This window comes from Bacillus sp. AY3-1 (assembly GCF_008368785.1).
In the GTDB taxonomy this organism is placed as follows: Bacteria; Bacillota; Bacilli; order Bacillales; family Bacillaceae_G; genus Bacillus_A; species Bacillus_A wiedmannii.
Genome location: NZ_QORZ01000007.1, coordinates 77,501 through 99,316, shown reverse-complemented (window position 1 = coordinate 99,316; position 21,816 = coordinate 77,501). Strand labels below are relative to the sequence as shown.

The following is a 21,816-nucleotide window of genomic DNA, read 5'->3' as shown; positions in this document are numbered from 1 at the left end:
GTAAGCCCCACTGATTAAAGTATCACTTTATGTTAAAATATGTATTGGATCTAATTATGTAGGAGGGCTATTTTGGAGATTATATTCATTTTCATATGTATTATATTAGTAGCTTCTATTTTACAAACAAGTACAGGTTTTGGCTTTTCTATTATGGCAACGCCTTTCTTACTTATGTTATTTCTACCACAAGAAGCTATACAAATTAATATCATTTTATCATTAATTATTTCTATATCACTCATTTGGAAAATAAGAACGGACATTGATTTTATTCTACTGAAAAGATTAATTTTCGGAAGTATAGTTGGTGTTCCTTTTGGTATTTTCATTTTCATTTCCATTAACATCAACACGTTTAAATTAGCAATTAGCATCCTACTCTTACTATTAACGTTGATGCTAATATGCAACTTTAAGATTCAATCAACAAAATCTAGAGATTTCTTAGTAGGAGGATTATCCGGTCTTTTAACGACAAGTATCGGTATGCCGGGACCACCTCTATTACTGTACTTTACAGGAACTGATACGAAAAAAGAGAAACTGAGAGCAACTACTTTAGCTTTTTATCTATTTATATATTTCATTAGTCTACTAACTCAAATACTCTTTACTGGCACAAACAAAACAATTTGGGAATCAAGTTTTTACGCTATTCCAATCGTATTTCTAGGTTTATATATAGGTCAAATTATTTTCAAATGGCTTAATCAACGGTTTTTTAAAATATTTACGTACATCCTTTTAAGTTGCACGGGTATGTATCTTCTTATTGAAAGTTTACATTTATTATAAGTTAGTTTTTCAAGATAAAACGATTAAAGCTTGCTTCATATTTCTCCTCCAAAAAAAGGCAGACCTGCATGCAGGTCTGCCTTTTTACTCATTTCTTATTAAATCCTTTTTCACTTAAAAACTCTTTCATATGCATTCTTTTTTCTTTAGCCATAAACGAACTCATTGATTCCGTCCATGTTACGTTTTTCTTATCTGATGATCTTTCTTTGTAATAAGAGCTCATCGTTTCATCGTATTCGTTTAATAATTCATCATATTTCTTTTCATCATATCCATTTTCATGAAGGATTGCTGCTACTGGTAAACGTGGTTTCACTCCGTGATCTTCATCTGGTACGCCGACTGTCATTCCGAATACAGGATATACTTTATCAGGTAAATGAAGCAGTTCACTCACTTCTCTCGGATTATTACGAATACCACCAATATAACAAATACCGTATCCTAACGATTCTGCTGCTAACGCTAAGTTTTGCGCGAACAATGAAGCATCTACTGTCGCAACGATAAAGTCTTCTACTCCTTCATGCTTTATTTCTGTACCATGTTGTTCACACGCCATTTCAAGTCGTTTTAAATCTGCACAACAAACAAAGAATGCGGCACAGTCCTTCACGTGACGATTTCCGGATAACTCTGCTAGTTCAGCCTTTAGGTCTCGATCTGTTACATATATAACAGAATACGCCTGTACAAAATGCGAGGAAGCGGCATGCTGCGCAGCTTGCACCATTCTTTCCACTACATCTTTCGGAATTGATTCTTCTTTATATTTACGCACTGAAACGTGTTGCTCCATTTTATGTATGATCTCATTCATGAAAAACACTCCTTTTTTCTCTTCCTAATGAAAAATTAACATATCTTTTCCAATATTCACAACTTATAAGCACAAAAAGAGCAATTCTTTTTGAACTGCTCTTTTTAAAACGTCTATCAATACGGTACATGAAATTATATCGACGATTCCTTGCACTATATCAACGAATTTTCGAATATATCGACGATTCGACAAGCGATATCGACTTACCGACAAATAACGACAAATTCACTCCGAATTATTCCTTATCTTATTACGCTGTTTTCAAAACTTTAACACCTTTTACGATATTCCAAATGAAGTAATAAATCCCTACAAGAATGAACACCGCATATGTGATCATCATTCCAATTCCAGCACCATCAGATTGGTTGAAGCTTAAACCATATATGCCGGATACTGCTAATCCACCAAATAAAATTGCGTACGGGAATATATGTGACCAAAAAGCTTTTTTTGCATGGTATTTCACTTCATCTTCCGCGACGAAGTACACGATAATTGGTAGTAAAAATGGTGCAAAAAAGATGCTAAAGTAACATAACGAAGATAAAATATTATTTCCTTTCATCCGATTCACCTCTAAATAGTTTTTGTTATCTTCATTATGTCAGGAATCGGTTCTAGAAACTATCGCTTTACCTTTCATGAACGTGACATATTTGTAAGATTTTCATCAAAAATAATCCCAACTGGACTTCCAGATGGGATTACTTTTTCTATATTCGATTCATAAACCAATATTGCGTAATAGCTAAATACTCTCGTATATTCGATGGAATGACAATTCTCTTCGGTGTTTCGGCCGGAAGACCTTCTAATTGTAAACCTTGTTTTGCTGCTATTTTTTTCGCTCTAAACATATGGAAATCGTTTGTTACGATCATTCCTTTTTTCATATTGTCTGGAATTAACGGTTTTGAGAATTTAATATTCTCATCTGTACTCGTTGACTTGTCTTCCATTATAATGCGGTCTTCTGCAATTTTCAGTTTCATTAATTCATTTTTCATTGCTAATGCTTCTGAAATATCTTCACCTTTCCCTTGTCCTCCAGACACAATAGCAATTGTTTTCTCATGTGATTGTAAATATTCAGCTGCTTCCTCAATACGATATTGTAATGAGTAAGATGGTTTCGTCCCGTTTACTTTCGATCCTAATACAATTATATAATCAGCATCGTCAATTGCTTTCATATGCCCATGCTTATAAATGTTATATTGTAAAAATCCCGCATAAACGGCGCACATCATTATAATTGCTATAATATATTTAATTATTTTCTTCTTTCTCATATCCGTATACTCCTATGTTCTTTGCTTCTTTCATCATAATATCCGTTTATTTGTTTGTATACAGACAAATTCCAAATTACCCTAATTTATCCTTCAAAAAGTAATATTTATATTCCTTTCGGGAACAGTAAGTACAACTTTGCACGAAGGAGTGTCCCTATTGCTTCTCTTTTTATGTAACGTATCGTTCTTTTTTATCTTATTTTTACTATCACTTAAGATGCTCGGTAAATCTGCTTTAGCACAACTAACTCCTCATGATTTTGGTGCTATTATCTTTTTATCTTATTTAGCTTTTCAAGCCATACCAGTCTCTGGTGCTTTGCAAGCTTTTCTCGGTATGGTCGTTATTACCTGTTTGCATTTAATCCTTACAAAATTAAGCCTATTCAACAAACTAAATCGTTTTATTCTCGGGCACCCTATTATTTTAATTAAACATGGTGACATTATTTTTGAGAACTTACAAAAAAGTAGATATCCCATTGCTGAATTACTTTCTAACCTTCGCGTTGCAGGATACCCTAGCGTTCACGAAATTGAATATGCTATTTTAGAAGCAAATGGAGCCATTAGTATTTTGCCAAAGCGTGAACTTGTACCATTAACTCCAAAAGATTTGAACATAGATGTTAAATATGCTGGATTACCAATTGCCCTTATCGTTGATTCACAAATTCAATACGATAACTTAAAGTTAATTCATAAGGACAAACAGTGGTTATATAAAGAGTTAAAAGAAAAAGGAATTACAAATATTAAAAACGTTGCCTTTGCTTCTGTTCAAGAAATAGATGGATCTTTTGCAATTAGTTTAAAAGAATAGAAAATCCCCTTAATTGCTTAAGGGGATTTTCTTCATTATATTACTTCCTTCTCTCCCGCCATGTTTAATGGAACAGGATGTTTCATACGATTCATCGTAAATAGGATAATCGCTGTCAATACTTCAGCTACTGGCATAACGAGCCAAATCCCGTTTATCCCAAATAATTTTGGCATAATCCATAACAATGGAATAATAAATAGTAACCCTCGGCTCATTATAATAAGCGCGGATTTTTTCGTTTGTCGCACTGATTGGAAGTACTCTCCATACACAATGTTATAGCCTAAAAATACGTATTGGATAAAGAACAAACTAATACCTGTTAATGTTAGCTCCAATAATTCTGGAGATTGGACATCAAATAGATCAATAATATATTTCCCGAAGAATAATCCGACAATTATCGCAACGCCCCCAAGTACAACTGCAATTTTCACAGCAAACTGTAATCCTTCACGCAATCTTTCTGATAAATTTGCACCGTAATGGAAACTAGCAATTGGTTGCAATGCAGCACCTACACCGAAGAATAATAGTAATGTCATCGCATGAATGCTATTGACCATCGCATAGGAAGCTACTCCTACTTCTCCTGCATATTGGACGAATGCTATATTAAAACCAATCGTTACGATTGCCACCGTACTTTCTGTTATAAAGCTCGGAAAACCTATTATCATAATTTGTTTAATCGTATCCCATTCAAAATGGAATTTCGTCCATTTTAAAATACTACTTTTTCTAAAGAAGTGCGTTAATAATACAAGGAAGCCAATCGCTGCTGAAAGAATAGTCGCTGAAGCAGCACCTGTTACGCCCCATCCAAAGATGAAAATAAATATATAGTCAAACACTATATTTAATACAGCCGTTACAACTAGACCTGCCATTGCTAAGTTAGGATTTCCATCATTTCGTATAAATGTACTTAAAATATTTTCTAAAACGTATATCATCCCAAATGTTAATAACACTTGTAAATAGTCTAACGCATACGGTAAAATCACTTCATTCGCACCGAATAAGTATGCTAAATCTTCTATTCTCCATAAACAAATCGCTGCTAAAATACCTACGATAATTACTGCTACCGTCATAGATTGAGTAAAAATAGACCTTGCTCTTTCTATTTTGTTTTCACCTAGTGCAATAGAATATAGCGTTGCCCCACCCATTCCAATCCATAATGAAATAGAGAAAAAAATTGAAAACGCTGGAATAGCGACGTTTACTCCTGCTAAACCGTTTGCTCCAACTCCCCTACTAATCATAACCGCGTCAATTACAATATTAACTGACATTAATACCATCCCGAGAACAGCTGGTATTAAATAAGAAATAAATAAACTTTTAATTGGTTTTTCTCTTAATTTTTCTGTTACTTCCATACTAGTATGCTCCTTTTTTCAACGCTCTGTTCACAGTTTAAACCTTCAAGTAACTTGAAGGTCAAGAGAGAATTAAAAAATAGGTAACTGAATTATACCAATGAATGTAAAATTGTAATTAGTTCAAAGGTTTTCACCTTATTTTTTCACTACAGGAATTTGAATTTCTGTTACTTGCTCATCTGGATTTTCTGTTACAGACCAATCAATTAATGCAATCTCAATCGCATCTCCACTTACTTCATATCCTTCTTGATCAATGTACGCAAGTAATTCCTTGTACGTTGCATCTGTTTCTTCATAAGGTCCATGATGATAAGAACAAGCATATAAACCTTCCTTAATCTCATCTGAATTATGCACTTCATAAGGCATATAATCCAAAAGAATAAACACGCTACTATACGCTTGAAACTCCTTTTGCATTAATCCTTTTTTTGCAACGGTTACACCGATATCTCCAGAAAATAAGCTATCATCCATTTGCCTCATATTTTTTTGCAACGAATGAATATAGTACTCAAACATATCATCTGTCGTATTCGGGGCAACCGCAATTGCTGTAATTTTTCGCTGCGGGATCTCTTTAATTACCATTTGTTCAGCTTTTGCTTTTGTTGCTTCCTTAATTAAATGAATTCTATGCTCCATTTTCGCCAAAGCATACTCAATCTCTCTTTGTTTTTTTAACATCATTTCTTGTTGTTTTTCCAGTAAATTGAGTGCGTATGCTGGGTTTCTTTCATCAATATACTTCTTAATTTCCTTTAATGGAATATTTAATTGACGTAAAAATTTAATCGTATCTAATAGTGAGAACTGATCGATTGTATAATAGCGATAATTCGTTTGCGGGTCCACAATGGACGGATGAAAAATTCCTTTTTCATCATAATAACGTAAAGTAGATTCCGCTATATTATGCATTTTTGCCATTTCTCCAATTGTAAAGCGTTTATTTAATAACATCTTTTATTCCCTTCCAATTTCTATTTATTTCATTATATGTTCATTTTGTCTTCAAAACAAAAAAGAATTCCCCTATGAGAATTCTTTTTATTAACTCTTAAACCTCTATTATTATAGGAAGAATCATCGGCTTTCTTTTCGTATTAGTATATATAAACTTTCCTAAAGCTTCTCTTACTTCTCTTTTCAAAATACCCCAGCTATTCACATTCTCTTTCTTTAAATTATTAATTGTAATAACAGCTAATTTATTTAATTCCTTCAAAAATTCTTCTGAATCACGAACATAGACAAATCCACGAGATATAATATCAGGACCTGAAATAATTTCTCCATCCACTTTATTAAAAGTAATAACTATTACGAGCATTCCATCTTCTGAAAGTTGTTTTCGATCACGTAATAAGACATTTCCAACATCACCAATTCCTAATCCATCTACATATATATTTCCAGCCTGTATTTTTCTAGATTGAGTGGCCACTTCATTACTTATATCTACAACATCCCCATTACGAACGATAAAGATATTTTCTTTTTCAACACCAATTGATTCTGCTAACAAACTATGATGATGTAGCATTCTAAACTCTCCATGAATTGGGATAAAATACTTTGGCTTCATTAAAGTGAGCATCAATTTCAACTCTTCTTGATATGCATGACCGGATACATGGACTCCAGTAGAACTACCTGATCCATAAATTACTTTTGCTCCTAATGCAAATAAATTATCTATAATTCGTGAAACGTTACGCTCATTTCCTGGAATAGGAGTTGCGGCTACAATAACCGTATCTTCTGGTAAAACGTCCACTTGTCTATAGTTTCCACTAGCTAAGCGCGCTAAAGCTGCCATTGGTTCTCCTTGGCTTCCTGTACAAAGTATTGCGACCTGCTTTGGATCCAAACGATTTACCTCACTCGCTTCAATTAACATGCCGTCTGGAATATGTAAATACCCTTTCTCTAGAGCAACTTCTACTACATTTACCATACTTCTCCCGAGCAAAGCCAGTTTTCGATTTGTTTTTATGCAAGCTTCAACTATTTGCTGAACACGATTTACATTAGAAGCAAATGTAGAAATAATTACTTTTCTGCTAGCTTTCAAAAATAATTCTTCTATCCGTTCCCCTACCGATCTCTCTGATGGAGTAAAACCTGGTCGTTCTGCATTTGTACTTTCAGATAGTAAAGCTAGTACACCTTCACTACCTATTTTAGCCATTTTATGAATATCAGGATGTTGGTTATTTACTGGTGTTAAATCAAATTTAAAATCCCCGGTATGTACTACAGTACCTTCTGGTGTATGAAACACAATACCGAGACAATCTGGAATACTATGATTCGTTTTAAAAAATGTCGTCTTAATAGAACCGAGATCGATTTCTGATTCTGCGTGAATAACGATTAATTCTGTACCATTTTGAAGATTATGCTCCTTTAATTTAATTTCAATTAAACCTAACGTTAACTTCGTCGCATAGATTGGTACGTTTAGTTGTTTTAAAAAATATGGTATTCCACCAATATGGTCCTCATGTCCATGTGTCACGACTAACCCGCGAATTTTTTCTTTATTTTCTTGTAAGTATGTGATGTCTGGAATTATTAAATCAATTCCTAATAAACTTTCATCTGGAAATTTAGATCCACAATCAATAACGACAATATCATTTTCATGTTGAATAGCATACATATTTTTCCCTATTTCATTTACTCCACCTAGAGCAACGATAGACAAGTTGTTTTTTAATGACTTCAAATTATAAGTCCTCCCTTTCACAGTTATAATTCGTGAAATAGTATTTAGACTTTATTATTTGTAATGAAAAAAGACTTCATACTATTTTATACATATAAAATCCGCAAGCTTCTCTTATATGTATATCCCTAATAACACAACCTCTCTCTAAAAAAGCTCCTATTTTTTCATTGATTTTTTGTAAAATATATTATATATTAATTACAGGTTCAGATTACGAGTTCAAAAGAACTTGTAATCAGACCCTTTGTTTAATGGGTTTTACATATTTTCATTAGGCAAATTCCGAGAAATCGTATGATAAAAATAAAAATGATGAGGAGAGGATCCGATGGAATTCGAATTTTTCTTTCAAATTGCACTTATTTTATTAAGTACAAAGCTTGCCGGTGATCTTAGTGTTAGATTAGGTCAACCTTCTGTACTAGGTAAATTAATTGTCGGTATCGTTATCGGTCCAGCTTTATTAGGTTGGATTGAAAATTCAGAGCTTCTAACACAATTAAGTAATGTCGGTGTTATTCTTTTAATGTTTATGGCAGGACTTGAAACAGACTTAGAGGAATTAAATGCAAATCGTAATTCTTCTTTAGCTGTTGCACTTGGAGGTATCATTCTACCATTCGTAGGTGGTTACGTTTCTGGTCTTGTTATGGGAATGGAACAAGGAAATGCTGTATTTTTAGGATTACTTCTATGTGCGACAAGTGTTAGTATTTCCGTACAAACACTTCGTGATTTAGGAAAGATGAAAACACGTGAAAGTACAACGATGCTTGGCGCTGCTGTATTTGATGACATTCTTGTTGTTATTTTATTAGCATTTGCAATGAGCTTCTTAGGTACAGACGATGTTAACTTAACAATGGTTATCTTGAAGAAAGTTGTATTCTTCGCTTCTATTATTTTAATCGGATGGAAAGGTGTTCCTGCGATTATGCGCTGGTTATCACCACTACGCGTATCTGAGTCTATCGTGAGCGCGGCTCTTATCATCTGTTTCTCATTCGCATATTTCGGCGAACTATTAGGAATTGCTGGTATTATCGGTGCTTTCGCAGCTGGTATCGCTATTTCTCAAACGAACTACAAACATGAAGTAGAAAAGAAAGTAGAACCAATTGCTTACGCTATGTTCGTTCCCGTGTTCTTCGTAAGTATCGGTATGAATATTACATTTGACGGTATTGGCAATCAAATTTGGTTCATCCTAGCATTAACAATAATCGCTGTATTAACGAAACTAATTGGTTGTGGATTTGGTGCACGAATGACTGGATTTGACGCTAAGTCTTCTGCAATTATCGGTGCTGGAATGGTTTCTCGTGGTGAAGTTGCACTTATCATCGCAGGAACAGGACTTTCTTCAGGCCTATTAGCACAAGATTACTTTACAGCTATCGTTATTGTCGTTATTTTAACTACAATGATTACACCACCAATGTTAAAATACACTTTTGGTGCAAAAGATAAAGCGATGAAAGCAAGTAAATAAGTTTCATATAATAAAAGGAGATTGCTATCTTATAAGATAGCAATCTCCTTTTTCGTTTTATCTTTAAACAATTTTATTCGTTTTTAACCATTTTTCAAAAATAATTCGTGCTTCTTCATCATCAATATCATTACTAAATGAATACACCATAATGCCGTAATCATCTATATATTCACCTAGCTTCATTTTCTCCACTTTCTTGTAAAAATCGTCTACCTCATAGTGCGGAATATAAGCATCCCAAACTGGCTCATTTATTCTTTTGTACGCCGTCACTTCTAAATCGTATCCATCTTCATAATACCCGATGTGATAATGTTGACTAGGCTCATATTTCTTCATAAAAAAACCTCCTACTAAACAAAAGCGAGCTGTAATATACAGCTCGCTTCATTCATTAAATGCGTTCCATCGCTGTCTTCAACGTTCCAACAACAAAAGCAATTTCTTCACTTGAAATAACAAGCGGTGGTGCTAATGTTAAGACGTTATTATATCCTGCTGTTGTCATGCCGTTTCGTCCAATAATTAAACCTTTTTCTTTACAAGCATTTACAACACTTGCAATTTTGTCGTTATCAATTGGCTCTTTCGTCTCTTTATCATTTACTAGTTCGATTCCAACTAGTAAACCTTTCCCTCTAATATTCCCAACAAGTGGATGCTCTCCAATTTCTTCTTTTAATTGCTCTAATAAAAGCGAGCCCATTTGTGCAGATCGCTCAATTAAATTTTCATTTTCCATAATCTCCAAGTTTTTAAGCGCTAATGCACAAGCCGCAGGATTTCCACCAAATGTATTAATATGACGGAAGAATTCATATTCTCCCTTCCCTTTAAATGCTTCATATATTTCTTTTTTCACAGCTGTCGCTGATAACGGTAAATATGCACTCGTAATCCCTTTTGCCATCGTAATAATATCCGGCTGAACGTCATAATTCATAAATCCAAATGCTTTTCCTGTACGTCCGAAACCACAAATCACTTCATCACTAATGAGCAAGGCACCGTGTTTTTGACACGTTTCATGAACAGCTTTCATATAGTCTTGTGGCGGCATTAAAATGCCTCCGCCCGTAATAATTGGTTCCATAATAAAAGCTGCAATCGTTTCACTTAATTCCCATGTCATAACGCGATCTACTTCTTTTACACATTCTACATCATAAATGTTTTCTCTTTCTATTCCAGGCATACGATAACAATCTGGCGGTGTTACATGTAAAAATCCTGAAGCAAATGGCTCATATTGATATCTACGCTGTGCTTGTCCCGTCGCTGCCATCGTTGCCATTGTATTTCCATGATACCCCCGGTAACGCGACATAAATTTATAACGATGCGGTTCACCTTTTTGAGCATAGTATTGTCTTGCTATTTTAAAAGCTGTTTCGTTCGCTTCCGAGCCACTATTAGAGAAGAAAATAACATACTCTCCTCCAAGCCACTCATTTAATTTTTCTGCAAGCTTTATAGCTGGTTCATGCGATTGTGACATCGGAAAGTATGATAATGTTTGTAATTGCTTATATGCCGCCTCTGCGAGCTCTTTTCTGCCATATCCACTATTCACACACCAAAGACCACTCATACCATCTAAATATCTTTTCCCTTCTATATCTTCAACCCAGCACCCTTCTGCTTTTGCCCCTACCATTGTACTATTTGGACTAAAAGGACGCATTCCGTGCCAAACATATTGCTCATCTTTTGCTAATAATTCATCAGTCTGTTTCGTTTTCATCATTTCTTCCACCTTCCATAACAACTTATTTTTCACAAAAGCTGCGCTGGTGCCATGATGATTTAAATTTCTCCCTGCTTATTTTCATTCCACAAAATTAAGACAAAATCCTACTTACAATACAGTAATATTTACAAGAAAAAAAGAGCTTTTCTTATATATCGAAAAGCCCTTCTCTTTTTAATGTGACGATGCATCACTAACACCATGACCTGTATTAGATTTCACAAGAATCTCATCAAATTTCGCAGCATCTTCTTTCTTACTAGATAACACGGTTCCTAAATATGCTGCAAGGAATCCAAGCGGAATTGAAATAATTCCAGGTGTCGTATATGGGAATATCGCTTCCCCAACAAATATAGCTTTTCCAGCTACAGGGTTCCAAACATTTGGGCTTAAGGCTACGAGAACAATTGCTGATACAAGACCAACGACCATACCCGAAATGGCACCTGTTGTATTGAAGCGCTTCCAATATATTGTGAATAATATAACTGGTAGATTTGCACTCGCTGCAACTGCAAATGCTAATGAAACTAAAAATGCTACGTTCAACGTTTGAGCAAATAACGCTAGTATAATGGATAATACCGCTACCCCAATAGACGCATAGCGAGCCATTGACACTTGCTCTTTTTCCGTTGATTTCCCCTTGCGAATAATTTCATTATAAAAATCATGTGCAAATGCTGATGCTGCTGTTAATACAAGGCCTGCCACTACAGCTAAAATAGTTGCAAAGGCAATTGCTGAAACGAAAGCAAATAAGAAATCTCCACCTAACGCTTTAGCTAACAAAGGTGCTGCCATATTACCAGCAGGGTTTGCTTTCATAATTGCCTCATTCCCTACAAATGCTGCTGCCCCAAATCCTAAGAAGATTGTCATAATATAAAATGCGCCAATTAACCACGTAGCGTACACAACAGATTGCCGTGCCGTTTTTGCATCACGTACTGTAAAAAAGCGAACAAGAATATGTGGTAATCCGGCAGTACCAAGAACTAGTCCTAAATTTAAAGACAGTGTATCAAGACCATCCTTATACTTTACTCCTGGATTTAAAAACGAATCTTTTAATGGGGTAGCTGTTTTCATTTGAGCGAACATTTCAGTCACACTAAAATTAAATTTGGAGAAAACGATAACAGAAATAATAAATGTACCAGCCATAAGTAGTACAGCCTTAACAATTTGTACCCAACTCGTCGCAGTCATTCCACCAAAAATAACGTACACTGTCATTAATGTACCAACGATTAAAACTGATGTCGTATATTCGATCCCTAATAATAATTTAATAAGTGCACCAGCCCCAACTAATTGTGCAATCATATAAAAAATCGAAATCGTCATCGTATTAAGCGCTGCAACACCGCGAACTTTTTTCGCATCAAAACGTGCCGCAATCATATCCGCTAACGTGTACTTCCCTAAATTTCTAAGCGGTTCTGCAACAAGGTATAGAACAACTAAATAAGCAACTAAAAAGCCGATACTATAAAAGAACCCATCAAACCCAGTTAATGCGATCGCTCCGGCTATACCAAGAAAAGACGCAGCAGACATATAATCTCCCGCAATGGCCAGACCATTTTGCCAACCAGTTAATCCCCCTCCAGCTGTATAAAACTCACTCGCATTTTTCGTTTTCTTCGACGCAAAATAAGTTATGACGAGTGTACCAAGAACGATGATTAAAAATAATGCAAAAGCGGTTACATTCAAAGTTAGCCCCTCCCTTTTTGCATATCTTGTAGAATTTTTTGCGAGATTTTATCAAAGGATTCTGCTTTTTTGCTATAAATCATACATAATGACCACGTCATAATAAATTGCGCAAATGCAAACACCCATGCCCACGTAACATCCCCAAATGCTGGTGTATTGAGCACCTTTGAATACGATGTTAAAATAGGTAATGCAATAAAAAAGCTTAAAAAGAAAATACTCATCGGAACGATAAACTTCTTTTTCGTATTTAATAGTAATTGAAATTCTTCTGACTGAACAATCTCTGTATAATTCACTTCACTTTGTAACTTACGTGCTGACGTATCATCTCTTTTCATTCCCATTCCCCTCTCTTACTGAAAATACAATTCCCCCTTGTATACCTAAAGACTAAATTTTATAAATATTCAGAAACTTATTTCTATTTTAGACAATCCATACATTCCTGCAAAGATTTTTCGATAGACATTTTTCGCCAATTTCTCCTAAGTTTTTAATATACTTTTTCAACATAAAAATTACGTACTTCAATTCCTCACCAGTCAAGCTTTACAGGAAGTTATCTTCCATCTAACTTCCTCATATTTGCCGCATTTTGAGGCGGGAGTTTTACCGCCCGGCAAATTTCCAGATAAAAAAGTAGTGCTTATCGCACTACTTCTGTCTTTTTTTCTTTTTCTAAATTACGAGCTGTTTCGCTTAATTCAACGTCTTTCCCATCTTTAAGCGTTCCAAATATGAAATCGAATACTGGATTTGAAACACCAAACCAAAACTTTTCATTTTTATAATGATGTAATATGTGCTGTTTTTTTAGCCATCTTCCAAACTTAGTGAACGGACGAATCGGCTTATGTGCAATATAATGTTTCCATTCATAAACGAGAAGCATGATAATCATTCCAGTCCCGAATGAAAGTGTAATAGTAACACTTTTTGTTATACCATATGCTATAAGTAAATATATAGTAAAGCTAGGTATACTAAACCATACAGGCAAAAACAATAGTTTTAAATCATCTGGATATACATGATGATCATAATGTAATCTTCTTAACATTTTTAATAAAAATACGTTTTTAGGTGGCTTTAAATGGAATAAAAATCGATGTGTCATATATTCGTTAAGCGTATAAAAAACAATCCCAAACAAACACGTGAACATACCGATCCATGCGAAAAATTGCATTTTTAAAATAATGATGAAAATAAATAAAATACTATACATAATAACGATATCATGTTGTAAAAAGAACTCTTTCCCCACTCTCTTCATCTTCCTTCCCCCTTTTCCAAAAAAACAGCCGCAACATTTCGTTACGACTATTTCTTTTATTTTTTATTTTATTCTATTCACTTTACAAATTTGCCTGCTGCTCTATTGTCGAGAAAAAATTGTTCGATCCAAATATATTTTGCTTTGGAATAATATGTTCCACTGCAAATACTGTTACTTCTCCTCTTTGTACCTCTCCAATAATGAGCCCAAATATTTCATGATTCACTGCAAACGTTGGTTGCTTTGTTTGTAGTAATCTTGCTGCATTGTGAAATACCGCTTCATATAGTGGATTTCTATCAGTAATTTCTTTTCGGATTTTGGGTGCTAACGTAATAATAATTTCTTTTCCGTCAATAGTGGTTCGATACATAAAAATCTCCCCTTCAATCTTATGTGAACAACTGTAAAGCTTTGTATGCAAAATGGATAGAATATCCTACTAAAATAATACCGGCTCCGGCTGTTATATAGCCAAGTGCTTTTTGCTTTAATAAAGTTCTGCCAAAATGGACAGAAAAAGCAATATTTAAATTCCATAAAATAATGCCAACGATAATACAAAGACTGTACAAAAAGGCTTCTTGTTTCGTTACCTTCGTAAGCAATGAGCTAAGTGTACTTCCGTATATACCAAACCAAAAAACAAGATTTAATGGATTGGATATCGCAATTAAAAAACCTGCCATAAACGATTGTTTAAGACCACCTACCTCTTCCTTTTTATATTCCATATTCGAGTGGGAAATTCCTTGTTTTACACTTTGAAATCCTAAATAAAATAATAAGAAAAACCCTGTGCAATACATAAAAGCTTGTACATATGTATACATAAACACAGAAGATAAACCGAAATAAATGAGAAGCATAAACAAAATATCTGCAGTCATTCCACCAATTCCAACAACCCATGCATGCCAAAAACCTCGTTCAATTCCTCGTTTTAACATTTCAATATTAATCGGACCTACTGGCGCAGCTAATGAAATCCCTAATACAATTTGTTGTATAATCGCTCCAAACATCGCTCTATCCTTTCTACTTCCTTTACTATTAAGTAATGATGTAATGATTAAAAATAGACTAGCTTTCATCAAAATATTCACTACTAAAATACCCTTTTTTATCCAAAATATGCAAAAGAGCCATCTGGATGATGGCTCTTACTTTTCTAACTTATGAAGAAAAGGACATTTTCCTTTTATCGGCTCTACATCGTCTCCTATGAAGTATTGTTTCCATTCGCGATGATCTGGATCACCATAATGACTAATGTTAGGGTGTTTCGGCAGCTGATCCCACTTTTCAACTCGATCTCGGACCGTTTGTCTTGAATATGCTCCTTTAGGGCGATCCCCTTCTAATCCATCAAAGATGGTACGCGGTTGAAATCCAATAACGAGAGAATTTCCTAAATGCCTAGTTTTTCGTTGTTTATAAGCTGGCGCATTTCCAAATGCGAATATCGGTTCCCCGCCAAATGAAAATTCCCATAAGTAATGGTCTGGGTCTTCAGGAATTTGCTTCGGCCATGTTTGGTCATCGTTTTCATGTAAATATTGTAGTACTTTCCAAAAGTAATCACGATAATATTCCAGTGATTGTTCCTCACATTCCGGTTCCACAAAAAGAAAGAATCCTCTTCTTACAATTGGGCGCTCTTTCATTAACTCTAAAAAAGATAACATTGTATGTGGCAAATGACTCCAATCATTATGAGAGAGAAATGAATAACGAAGTTCATTCTTTTTCAAAGCTGTTAAGCCGAAATAACATGGGAAAGTTGGTTCTAGCACGACACTCGAAAAATTTTGAAATTCTTTTGTAACCCAATTTGGTATATCAGTTCTCGTTCTCATTCCTTCATTATCTAATAAATAAGACTCATTCATTCTTTCTTTCACCTCATTATGTATAGCATTCAATTAAGAATATTACATACTCGGCCTGTCCTATACCTATTTAAAAATTCGGCTGAAAAATTATTTAAAAATACAAAAAAATAAAATCGCTTACTTGACTAATTTCTACCAATTCGTGTATATTTAAATTAATCATTTAGCAGAATATTCAAGATTATAGCATTTTTAGTTTATATTATCTTTCAAATGAATTTCACTAAATGAAAAAAGCAAATGTTTTTAGGAGGAATTGTAACATGCAAGGAAAAGTAAAATGGTTTAACAACGAAAAAGGTTTTGGATTTATCGAAATGGAAGGCGCTGACGATGTATTCGTACATTTCTCTGCTATTCAAGGTGACGGCTACAAAGCTTTAGAAGAAGGTCAAGAAGTATCTTTCGATATCACTGAAGGAAACCGCGGACCTCAAGCTGCTAACGTAGTAAAACTTTAATCCAACATATAACAGGAGGTTACCTTACTTGGTAACCTCCTTTGTTATTCCTTTGTATATTTCCGTTTTACAGAGCAAAAACTATGTGAAATGCGCAATATACAAAGGAGGAAGTAATAATGGGATCAGAAGTAAATGATTTTGAAGAAGTGAAATTCCGTGTAGAAACAGCACAAAAAATGGTAGGATCAGCGACAATTTCAATGGATCCAGATACATTAGAGCATGCCACAACTGCTGTAGAAGCAGCTCGCTCTCAGCTTGAAATTATGAAATCTGTTGCGGTAGATTTAGATGAGCCGTTTCTAATGAATGAGGAAAAGAAATTAAGTAAATGCGAGCAGCAATTAAACGAAGCAAAGCACTAAAAAAACATCCAGAGAATGTTCTCTGGATGTTTTTTCATGACAACTGTTCCCCATACTTTTTCAATGTTTCTCCAACTGTACATTGCCTAATACAAAATGAATGAGCATAATATTTACTATTTGTCTTTCGATTATGTTCTCGCAAAAAACACCCTTCACAATACGTTTCTAATAAGTCATTTACCTCTGTAATGAGTTGCTTTTTATCCACGGTTGCACCTCTCTATTCGGTTATTTCTTTATGACTATCAATGACTGTTCCTTCTAATGCTTGCGTTGCTAATTGATGTGCTTCTTTATTTTGTTTTCTAGATATTGGCTCGCATACAAGTTTTAATTTCATTTGCTTCGCTTTTTGTTCAATTTGGTCTAAATAATGATTTAAATGCTCATCATAGCAAGGCCATTCTCCAGCCAATTGTTGCAATACCACTTGAGAATCCCCGCGAAGTGTAACTGCTTCATACTTAATCCCTAATTCCTCGAGTATATTCATACCGTATAATAATGACGCATATTCGGCTTCATTATTATCATATATACCTTCTATATATCCGTTGCGGCGAATTCGGTAGTTTTTGTTTGCTTTTTTATAGTATACACATATACCTACTCCAGCTTCTTTCGTCTGCACATCATAACCGCCATCAAAATAAACGAGTATTTCTTGGGGCTCTTCCTCCACTTGTTTACTCAGCTTTTTCATTTCCTTTAATGACCATTCTGCATCCATTTCATCATAAAATGATAGTTCTTTCACTCTTCCTGTTTTCTCGAAATCCTCTGCAAATTGCAGCACATCTTCTATGTTCATATAATCTGTCGTTAATCCCGTCTGCAAACCGCGCTTCGTTTTATACAACCAATGAATTTTATATTTCATACTAGATTCCCCTTATGTAAGACTTCTTATATGTATCCAGCTAATGAAAGCCTCACTTTATTTTATTATATTTTATCAAGAGTCTCTGAATTATATTCAATATTATCACATGCAAAAAGAGCTATCCCTTTAGGAATAGCTCTTTCATCTATTACATAAATCTTTCAAATTGTACTCGTTTATTAATCCAGTACATTACAGGCATACCAATCGCCATGACAACAAATTCACCGATTGCACATGTTAACCAAGTCAACATAAATGGTAAATCAAATGCAAGATGAAGTTCAATTGCAATCATAAACATTGTAATTGTAAAAATAACTGTATTAAAAATCATACGAGCCCAAACACCTTTAATAAATCGCATAGAAATAATCGTTGCAACTAATGCAAGAATAGATTGCCCTACTCCAAATACTAAATCGTAAGCGATCATAGGTGAGAAAAAGAGATTTGTTAAAAATACACCTAATACAATTCCGTAAATTGCTTTCTTATTAAATACAACAAGATGATTAAACATCTCTGAAATACGAAACTGTACATTCGTAAAGCCAAATGGCTGAATAAGCATAGAAACAGCAATATATAATGCCGCTAAAATACCATTACCGACTAATGTTCTTATATTCATGACAAAATCTCCTTAGTTTTTTTACGTGGGATGGTTTCGAACCACGTTATTCGTTTTTTAAGCAACAAGAATATATTCTACGCAATACACACTCTCTCGTCAATAGATTCCTATCATTAACTACCTTTTTTCTTTTAGACAACGTATAATAAAACATATGAAAGTTTTAGGAGGTTTCACTTCATGACAGCAACAATTCAAAATGAAAAAGTGGTCGTTTCCATTTCTGACAAAGGTGCAGAATTACAAAGCGTTCGCTTAAAAGAAGATAACACTGAATACTTATGGCAAGGCGATTCTACTTATTGGGGGCGCCGCGCACCAATTTTATTCCCAATTGTCGGCCGATTAGTAGATAATACATACTACGTAGATGGTAAACCATATTCTTTAACACAACACGGCTTTGCTCGTGATCTTACATTCTCTGTACAAGAACAAAGTGAAACGAAAATCACTTATATTGTAACTAGTAATGAAGAAACATTAAAAAAATACCCATACGAATTCGAATTACTCGTTTCTTATGAGCTAGACGGACAAATCGTTCATGTAACATATGAAGTAAATAACCCTGCTTCAAAAGAGATGTTCTTCTCAATCGGAGCACATCCTGGTTTCAACTTCCCCTTATTAGAGGGCGAATCATTTACTGATTATCATTTATCATTTAATGGTTCTGAACGCTTAGAAACAAGCGTATTAGAAGGACCTTATCTTTCAAGTAAAAAACAATTAATTGCTGAAAATACGAATGAATTACCACTTACATACGATTTATTCAAAAATGATGCGCTTATTTTTGAAAATATGAATACGGATGAAATCTCTATTCGTTCTCATAAACATAATAAATTTGTAAAAGTAGAATTTGACGGATTCCCATTTGTCGGCGTATGGACACCAGGCGAAAACGCACCTTTCTTATGTATTGAACCTTGGTACGGTATTGCTGATGAAGTAAATCCGGCAAAAGATTTCAAGGAAAAAAAAGGAATTCAATCTTTACAAGCGAATGAAACATTTACATGTCGTTATAGTATTACAATCGGCTAAAGTACTCTATCCCCTACTTCAAAGAAACATATAAGTAGGGGATCACCTTATAATTTGGAGGTTTCTCATTTTGATTGAAGTATATATTGATGGTGCATCAAAAGGAAATCCTGGTCCTTCTGGTGCTGGAGTGTTTATTAAAGGGGTGCAACCAGCTGTACAATTATCATTGCCCCTTGGGACAATGTCCAATCATGAAGCAGAATACCACGCCTTACTTGCGGCATTAAAATATTGCACGGAGCATAATTATAACATTGTCTCTTTTCGTACAGATTCGCAACTTGTCGAGCGAGCTGTCGAAAAAGAATACGCAAAAAATAAAATGTTTGCACCACTATTAGAAGAAGCATTACAGTACATAAAAAGTTTCGATCTCTTTTTTATTAAGTGGATTCCAAGTAGTCAAAATAAAGTTGCTGATGAATTAGCTAGAAAAGCTATCTTACAAAATTAACGGGGGTATGAGTGTGAAAAAAGATTGGGTTGCTCCTCTTGCTTTATTATTTGTCTCTTTTATTTGGGGAGCTACATTTGTTGTCGTTCAAAATGCTATGTCTTTCGTTGGTCCATTTACTTTTAATGGTATTCGCTTTTTATTCGCTGGAATTATTTTATTATTCGTTCAAATGATTTTCTCAAAAAAATCTTCAAAACAAGATATACAACAGAGTAGTCTCGCTGGATTAATCGTTGGATTTTTTTTATGTGTTGGCTATGTATTACAAACATTCGGCTTACTTTATACAACTTCTTCAAAAGCTGGTTTCTTAACAGGGCTTAGTATCGTTATGGTACCCATTTTGTCTTTTATCTTTTTAAAACAAAAAGCTACCATTTTTATCGTAATGGGCATTGCTGTAGCAACGGCTGGTTTATACTTATTAACGGCCGGTGATTCTTTTCAATTGAACATTGGAGATATACTCGTTCTCGGTTGTGCAGTTGCTTTCGCCGCCCATATTCTTGTTAACGGCTTCTTCTCTAAGAAAATATCACCTTTATTGTTAAGCACATCGCAAGTATTAGCTGTCGGTATGTTTTCTTCTATTTGCGCCTTTTTGTTTGAAGATTGGGAAAAATTATTTTCAGTGGCACTATGGACGAATTCTTCCTTTTTATTCGCTCTATTTCTAACTTCCCTATTTGCGACATCCATTGCTTTTTTTATTCAAACATCAGCACAAAAACATACGTCTCCAACGAGAGTAGCAATTATTTTCGCAATGGAGCCTGTTTTTGCTGCATTAACAGGCGTTCTCGTTGCAAACGAACAACTTTCTATTTCTGCTATTATCGGATGCCTATGTATTTTCCTAGGCATGGTTTTTGTTGAATTACCTTCCAAAACAAAAAAAGAAGCGCAGGCTGCGTGAAGTTACGCTTGTAACTTCCGCATAAAAGCCTTAGCGCTTTTTTTATCTGTAATTTCTTCTTCTTTCAAACGTTCTAATAACGCAACAAAATAACTCCCATCAAACTGTAATTGATGTTTAATTGTCGCTTCTATTGCTGCGTTCACAATTCCATCAGATGCACCAGTATATCCTTGTCCGAACATAATAAACCCTTGTGCTTCCTCTGATAGTTTAAATCCTTTCGTATGTAAGAATGAAAGATAATCTTCTACTGTTTGCATGATATTCCCACCTACTCAAAAATTCTCCACTTCTTATCATACATGTTTTTACACGCTATGAGAATGAAATTTATTTGACAACTTTGTAAATCAGTCTCTACTCCGCTTACAATAGAGGATTTCCTTATAATATGGAGGAATATGTACAGTGGAACTTATTTCATATTAAAGGGGAGACACGATGAAACAAGCACTATTAATCATTGATGCTCAGCAAGAATTAATGGATGGAAATGAAAAAGAAAATGAAGTTTTTCGTAAAAAAGATCTATTATCTACACTAAATACAGCCGTACAGAAAGCAATAGATGCAAATGCCCTTGTTGTTTTCGTAAGAGATATCGATGTTGCTTCTGGTAGCGGAGAAGGATTTGAAGTACATAATCAAATTCAAGTACCTCAGTCTGCAATCCTTATTAATAAAGCAGCAACAAACGCATTCTATGGCACTTCTCTACTTGAACTTTTAAAAGAAGAAAAAATTAATCATATCGTTATCGGTGGATGTAAAACAGAACATTGCATCGACACCGCAGTTAGAACAGCTACTGTACAAGGATTTGATGTTACATTAATTAAAAACGGTCATTCCACAACTGATTCTAATGTGTTGTCTGCAGAACAAATTATCGAGCACCATAATAAAGTTCTACACGGTCATTATAATGTGGATCATTTTTCTATGGTGAGAGATATCGAGGAAGACCTCTTCCAACCAACTCACGACCAATATCGTGATTAAT

General features: G+C 34.5%; 27 protein-coding genes and 1 riboswitch. Of the genes, 9 read left to right on the top strand and 18 right to left on the bottom strand.

What is annotated here, in order from left to right:
• The first annotated feature begins 72 nt into the window (after nucleotides 1-72).
• Nucleotides 73-798 carry a sulfite exporter TauE/SafE family protein gene (locus tag DN389_RS04155; RefSeq protein WP_000402533.1) on the top strand — a complete coding sequence of 242 codons (726 nt, stop codon included), beginning with the start codon at nucleotides 73-75 and terminating at the stop codon, nucleotides 796-798.
• 88 nt (nucleotides 799-886) lie between these two features.
• On the opposite strand, the gene nfsA is transcribed toward DN389_RS04155, so the two are convergent.
• From nfsA to DN389_RS04140, 3 genes are all read right to left on the bottom strand, one after another.
• Entirely contained in the window at nucleotides 887-1,621 is a 735-nt protein-coding gene (nfsA, locus tag DN389_RS04150) for an oxygen-insensitive NADPH nitroreductase (RefSeq protein WP_149236838.1), read from the bottom strand.
• A gap of 253 nt (nucleotides 1,622-1,874) precedes the next feature.
• A complete protein-coding gene (locus DN389_RS04145; RefSeq protein ID WP_070168618.1) occupies nucleotides 1,875-2,192 on the bottom strand; it encodes a magnetosome magnetite crystal formation protein family in 318 nt (105 codons plus the stop codon).
• Nucleotides 2,193-2,340: 148 nt separating this feature from the next.
• Complete coding sequence (locus DN389_RS04140; protein WP_001227659.1) at nucleotides 2,341-2,919, bottom strand: YdcF family protein; 579 nt, start codon at nucleotides 2,917-2,919, stop codon at nucleotides 2,341-2,343.
• Between the two features lie 160 nt (nucleotides 2,920-3,079).
• Here DN389_RS04140 and DN389_RS04135 point away from each other — a divergent pair, with 160 nt between their 5' ends.
• The gene (locus tag DN389_RS04135; protein ID WP_063224094.1) at nucleotides 3,080-3,745 is read left to right on the top strand and encodes a DUF421 domain-containing protein; all 666 of its coding nucleotides are present in this window, start codon (nucleotides 3,080-3,082) and stop codon (nucleotides 3,743-3,745) included.
• A 35-nt stretch (nucleotides 3,746-3,780) separates the two neighbouring features.
• On the opposite strand, the gene DN389_RS04130 is transcribed toward DN389_RS04135, so the two are convergent.
• The 3 genes from DN389_RS04130 to DN389_RS04120 all read right to left on the bottom strand — a co-directional run bounded on the left by DN389_RS04130 (nucleotide 3,781) and on the right by DN389_RS04120 (nucleotide 7,876).
• A complete protein-coding gene (locus DN389_RS04130) occupies nucleotides 3,781-5,136 on the bottom strand; it encodes an MATE family efflux transporter (protein WP_149236837.1) in 1,356 nt (451 codons plus the stop codon).
• Between the two features lie 138 nt (nucleotides 5,137-5,274).
• The gene (locus DN389_RS04125) at nucleotides 5,275-6,105 is read right to left on the bottom strand and encodes a MerR family transcriptional regulator (protein WP_088121757.1); all 831 of its coding nucleotides are present in this window, start codon (nucleotides 6,103-6,105) and stop codon (nucleotides 5,275-5,277) included.
• Between the two features lie 97 nt (nucleotides 6,106-6,202).
• On the bottom strand, nucleotides 6,203-7,876 hold the full coding sequence (locus DN389_RS04120; protein WP_149236836.1) for a ribonuclease J: 1,674 nt from the start codon (nucleotides 7,874-7,876) through the stop codon (nucleotides 6,203-6,205).
• Between the two features lie 331 nt (nucleotides 7,877-8,207).
• On the opposite strand from DN389_RS04120, the gene DN389_RS04115 reads away from it, so the two are divergent.
• On the top strand, nucleotides 8,208-9,371 hold the full coding sequence (locus tag DN389_RS04115) for a cation:proton antiporter (RefSeq protein WP_000393879.1): 1,164 nt from the start codon (nucleotides 8,208-8,210) through the stop codon (nucleotides 9,369-9,371).
• A gap of 63 nt (nucleotides 9,372-9,434) precedes the next feature.
• Here DN389_RS04115 and DN389_RS04110 read toward each other — a convergent pair whose 3' ends face one another.
• The 8 genes from DN389_RS04110 to DN389_RS04075 all read right to left on the bottom strand — a co-directional run bounded on the left by DN389_RS04110 (nucleotide 9,435) and on the right by DN389_RS04075 (nucleotide 16,026).
• On the bottom strand, nucleotides 9,435-9,713 hold the full coding sequence (locus DN389_RS04110; protein WP_000759748.1) for a DUF3986 family protein: 279 nt from the start codon (nucleotides 9,711-9,713) through the stop codon (nucleotides 9,435-9,437).
• Nucleotides 9,714-9,768: 55 nt separating this feature from the next.
• The gene (locus tag DN389_RS04105) at nucleotides 9,769-11,118 is read right to left on the bottom strand and encodes an aspartate aminotransferase family protein (protein WP_000850952.1); all 1,350 of its coding nucleotides are present in this window, start codon (nucleotides 11,116-11,118) and stop codon (nucleotides 9,769-9,771) included.
• A gap of 180 nt (nucleotides 11,119-11,298) precedes the next feature.
• Entirely contained in the window at nucleotides 11,299-12,849 is a 1,551-nt protein-coding gene (locus DN389_RS04100; protein WP_001103252.1) for a solute symporter family protein, read from the bottom strand.
• A 2-nt stretch (nucleotides 12,850-12,851) separates the two neighbouring features.
• Nucleotides 12,852-13,193 (bottom strand): DUF485 domain-containing protein, encoded by a 342-nt coding sequence (locus DN389_RS04095; RefSeq protein WP_088122975.1) that lies wholly within the window; start codon nucleotides 13,191-13,193, stop codon nucleotides 12,852-12,854.
• 308 nt (nucleotides 13,194-13,501) lie between these two features.
• Nucleotides 13,502-14,131 carry a sterol desaturase family protein gene (locus DN389_RS04090; RefSeq protein WP_149236835.1) on the bottom strand — a complete coding sequence of 210 codons (630 nt, stop codon included), beginning with the start codon at nucleotides 14,129-14,131 and terminating at the stop codon, nucleotides 13,502-13,504.
• 82 nt (nucleotides 14,132-14,213) lie between these two features.
• Nucleotides 14,214-14,507 (bottom strand): hypothetical protein, encoded by a 294-nt coding sequence (locus DN389_RS04085; RefSeq protein WP_000286363.1) that lies wholly within the window; start codon nucleotides 14,505-14,507, stop codon nucleotides 14,214-14,216.
• 19 nt (nucleotides 14,508-14,526) lie between these two features.
• A complete protein-coding gene (locus tag DN389_RS04080; protein WP_000466560.1) occupies nucleotides 14,527-15,159 on the bottom strand; it encodes a LysE family transporter in 633 nt (210 codons plus the stop codon).
• A 138-nt stretch (nucleotides 15,160-15,297) separates the two neighbouring features.
• A complete protein-coding gene (locus DN389_RS04075) occupies nucleotides 15,298-16,026 on the bottom strand; it encodes a YqcI/YcgG family protein (RefSeq protein ID WP_001005945.1) in 729 nt (242 codons plus the stop codon).
• A 266-nt stretch (nucleotides 16,027-16,292) separates the two neighbouring features.
• Here DN389_RS04075 and cspB point away from each other — a divergent pair, with 266 nt between their 5' ends.
• The gene (gene cspB / locus DN389_RS04070) at nucleotides 16,293-16,490 is read left to right on the top strand and encodes a cold shock-like protein CspB (RefSeq protein WP_001161731.1); all 198 of its coding nucleotides are present in this window, start codon (nucleotides 16,293-16,295) and stop codon (nucleotides 16,488-16,490) included.
• Between the two features lie 119 nt (nucleotides 16,491-16,609).
• Nucleotides 16,610-16,858: a DUF2564 family protein gene (locus tag DN389_RS04065; RefSeq protein WP_000534400.1), complete on the top strand. Its 249-nt coding sequence runs from the start codon at nucleotides 16,610-16,612 to the stop codon at nucleotides 16,856-16,858.
• 34 nt (nucleotides 16,859-16,892) lie between these two features.
• Here DN389_RS04065 and DN389_RS04060 read toward each other — a convergent pair whose 3' ends face one another.
• The 3 genes from DN389_RS04060 to DN389_RS04050 all read right to left on the bottom strand — a co-directional run bounded on the left by DN389_RS04060 (nucleotide 16,893) and on the right by DN389_RS04050 (nucleotide 18,378).
• On the bottom strand, nucleotides 16,893-17,069 hold the full coding sequence (locus tag DN389_RS04060) for a zinc-finger domain-containing protein (protein ID WP_000358801.1): 177 nt from the start codon (nucleotides 17,067-17,069) through the stop codon (nucleotides 16,893-16,895).
• Between the two features lie 12 nt (nucleotides 17,070-17,081).
• On the bottom strand, nucleotides 17,082-17,741 hold the full coding sequence (locus tag DN389_RS04055; protein ID WP_046955186.1) for a ribonuclease H family protein: 660 nt from the start codon (nucleotides 17,739-17,741) through the stop codon (nucleotides 17,082-17,084).
• A gap of 151 nt (nucleotides 17,742-17,892) precedes the next feature.
• Nucleotides 17,893-18,378, bottom strand: a complete 486-nt coding sequence (locus tag DN389_RS04050) for a QueT transporter family protein (RefSeq protein WP_001026467.1) — start codon at nucleotides 18,376-18,378, stop codon at nucleotides 17,893-17,895.
• 6 nt (nucleotides 18,379-18,384) lie between these two features.
• A riboswitch (PreQ1 riboswitch) is annotated at nucleotides 18,385-18,429 on the bottom strand.
• A gap of 132 nt (nucleotides 18,430-18,561) precedes the next feature.
• On the opposite strand from DN389_RS04050, the gene DN389_RS04045 reads away from it, so the two are divergent.
• The 3 genes from DN389_RS04045 (at nucleotide 18,562) to DN389_RS04035 (ending at nucleotide 20,810) form a co-directional block, all read left to right on the top strand.
• Nucleotides 18,562-19,434 (top strand): aldose 1-epimerase family protein, encoded by an 873-nt coding sequence (locus tag DN389_RS04045; RefSeq protein WP_046955187.1) that lies wholly within the window; start codon nucleotides 18,562-18,564, stop codon nucleotides 19,432-19,434.
• A 70-nt stretch (nucleotides 19,435-19,504) separates the two neighbouring features.
• Nucleotides 19,505-19,891, top strand: a complete 387-nt coding sequence (locus DN389_RS04040; protein ID WP_000573873.1) for a reverse transcriptase-like protein — start codon at nucleotides 19,505-19,507, stop codon at nucleotides 19,889-19,891.
• A 13-nt stretch (nucleotides 19,892-19,904) separates the two neighbouring features.
• Entirely contained in the window at nucleotides 19,905-20,810 is a 906-nt protein-coding gene (locus DN389_RS04035; protein ID WP_142343508.1) for a DMT family transporter, read from the top strand.
• Nucleotides 20,811-20,812: 2 nt separating this feature from the next.
• Here DN389_RS04035 and DN389_RS04030 read toward each other — a convergent pair whose 3' ends face one another.
• Nucleotides 20,813-21,073 carry a DUF6123 family protein gene (locus tag DN389_RS04030; RefSeq protein ID WP_001195212.1) on the bottom strand — a complete coding sequence of 87 codons (261 nt, stop codon included), beginning with the start codon at nucleotides 21,071-21,073 and terminating at the stop codon, nucleotides 20,813-20,815.
• Nucleotides 21,074-21,254: 181 nt separating this feature from the next.
• Between DN389_RS04030 and DN389_RS04025 the strand changes: the two genes are divergently transcribed.
• Nucleotides 21,255-21,815 (top strand): cysteine hydrolase family protein, encoded by a 561-nt coding sequence (locus DN389_RS04025; RefSeq protein ID WP_098191016.1) that lies wholly within the window; start codon nucleotides 21,255-21,257, stop codon nucleotides 21,813-21,815.
• Nucleotide 21,816 lies beyond the last annotated feature (1 nt).

What these genes read in the sequence shown, in the direction of transcription:
- DN389_RS04085 (WP_000286363.1), bottom strand. Translation starts at nt 14,507, where the DNA reads ATGTATCGAACCACTATTGACGGAAAAGAAATTATTATTACGTTAGCA.
- DN389_RS04130 (WP_149236837.1), bottom strand. Translation starts at nt 5,136, where the DNA reads ATGGAAGTAACAGAAAAATTAAGAGAAAAACCAATTAAAAGTTTATTT.
- DN389_RS04105 (WP_000850952.1), bottom strand. Translation starts at nt 11,118, where the DNA reads ATGAAAACGAAACAGACTGATGAATTATTAGCAAAAGATGAGCAATAT.
- DN389_RS04055 (WP_046955186.1), bottom strand. Translation starts at nt 17,741, where the DNA reads ATGAAATATAAAATTCATTGGTTGTATAAAACGAAGCGCGGTTTGCAG.
- nfsA (WP_149236838.1), bottom strand. Translation starts at nt 1,621, where the DNA reads ATGAATGAGATCATACATAAAATGGAGCAACACGTTTCAGTGCGTAAA.
- DN389_RS04075 (WP_001005945.1), bottom strand. Translation starts at nt 16,026, where the DNA reads ATGAATGAGTCTTATTTATTAGATAATGAAGGAATGAGAACGAGAACT.
- DN389_RS04065 (WP_000534400.1), top strand. Translation starts at nt 16,610, where the DNA reads ATGGGATCAGAAGTAAATGATTTTGAAGAAGTGAAATTCCGTGTAGAA.
- DN389_RS04030 (WP_001195212.1), bottom strand. Translation starts at nt 21,073, where the DNA reads ATGCAAACAGTAGAAGATTATCTTTCATTCTTACATACGAAAGGATTT.
- DN389_RS04110 (WP_000759748.1), bottom strand. Translation starts at nt 9,713, where the DNA reads ATGAAGAAATATGAGCCTAGTCAACATTATCACATCGGGTATTATGAA.
- DN389_RS04045 (WP_046955187.1), top strand. Translation starts at nt 18,562, where the DNA reads ATGACAGCAACAATTCAAAATGAAAAAGTGGTCGTTTCCATTTCTGAC.
- DN389_RS04050 (WP_001026467.1), bottom strand. Translation starts at nt 18,378, where the DNA reads ATGAATATAAGAACATTAGTCGGTAATGGTATTTTAGCGGCATTATAT.
- DN389_RS04145 (WP_070168618.1), bottom strand. Translation starts at nt 2,192, where the DNA reads ATGAAAGGAAATAATATTTTATCTTCGTTATGTTACTTTAGCATCTTT.
- DN389_RS04140 (WP_001227659.1), bottom strand. Translation starts at nt 2,919, where the DNA reads ATGAGAAAGAAGAAAATAATTAAATATATTATAGCAATTATAATGATG.
- cspB (WP_001161731.1), top strand. Translation starts at nt 16,293, where the DNA reads ATGCAAGGAAAAGTAAAATGGTTTAACAACGAAAAAGGTTTTGGATTT.
- DN389_RS04025 (WP_098191016.1), top strand. Translation starts at nt 21,255, where the DNA reads ATGAAACAAGCACTATTAATCATTGATGCTCAGCAAGAATTAATGGAT.
- DN389_RS04115 (WP_000393879.1), top strand. Translation starts at nt 8,208, where the DNA reads ATGGAATTCGAATTTTTCTTTCAAATTGCACTTATTTTATTAAGTACA.
- DN389_RS04095 (WP_088122975.1), bottom strand. Translation starts at nt 13,193, where the DNA reads ATGAAAAGAGATGATACGTCAGCACGTAAGTTACAAAGTGAAGTGAAT.
- DN389_RS04125 (WP_088121757.1), bottom strand. Translation starts at nt 6,105, where the DNA reads ATGTTATTAAATAAACGCTTTACAATTGGAGAAATGGCAAAAATGCAT.
- DN389_RS04090 (WP_149236835.1), bottom strand. Translation starts at nt 14,131, where the DNA reads ATGAAGAGAGTGGGGAAAGAGTTCTTTTTACAACATGATATCGTTATT.
- DN389_RS04080 (WP_000466560.1), bottom strand. Translation starts at nt 15,159, where the DNA reads ATGTTTGGAGCGATTATACAACAAATTGTATTAGGGATTTCATTAGCT.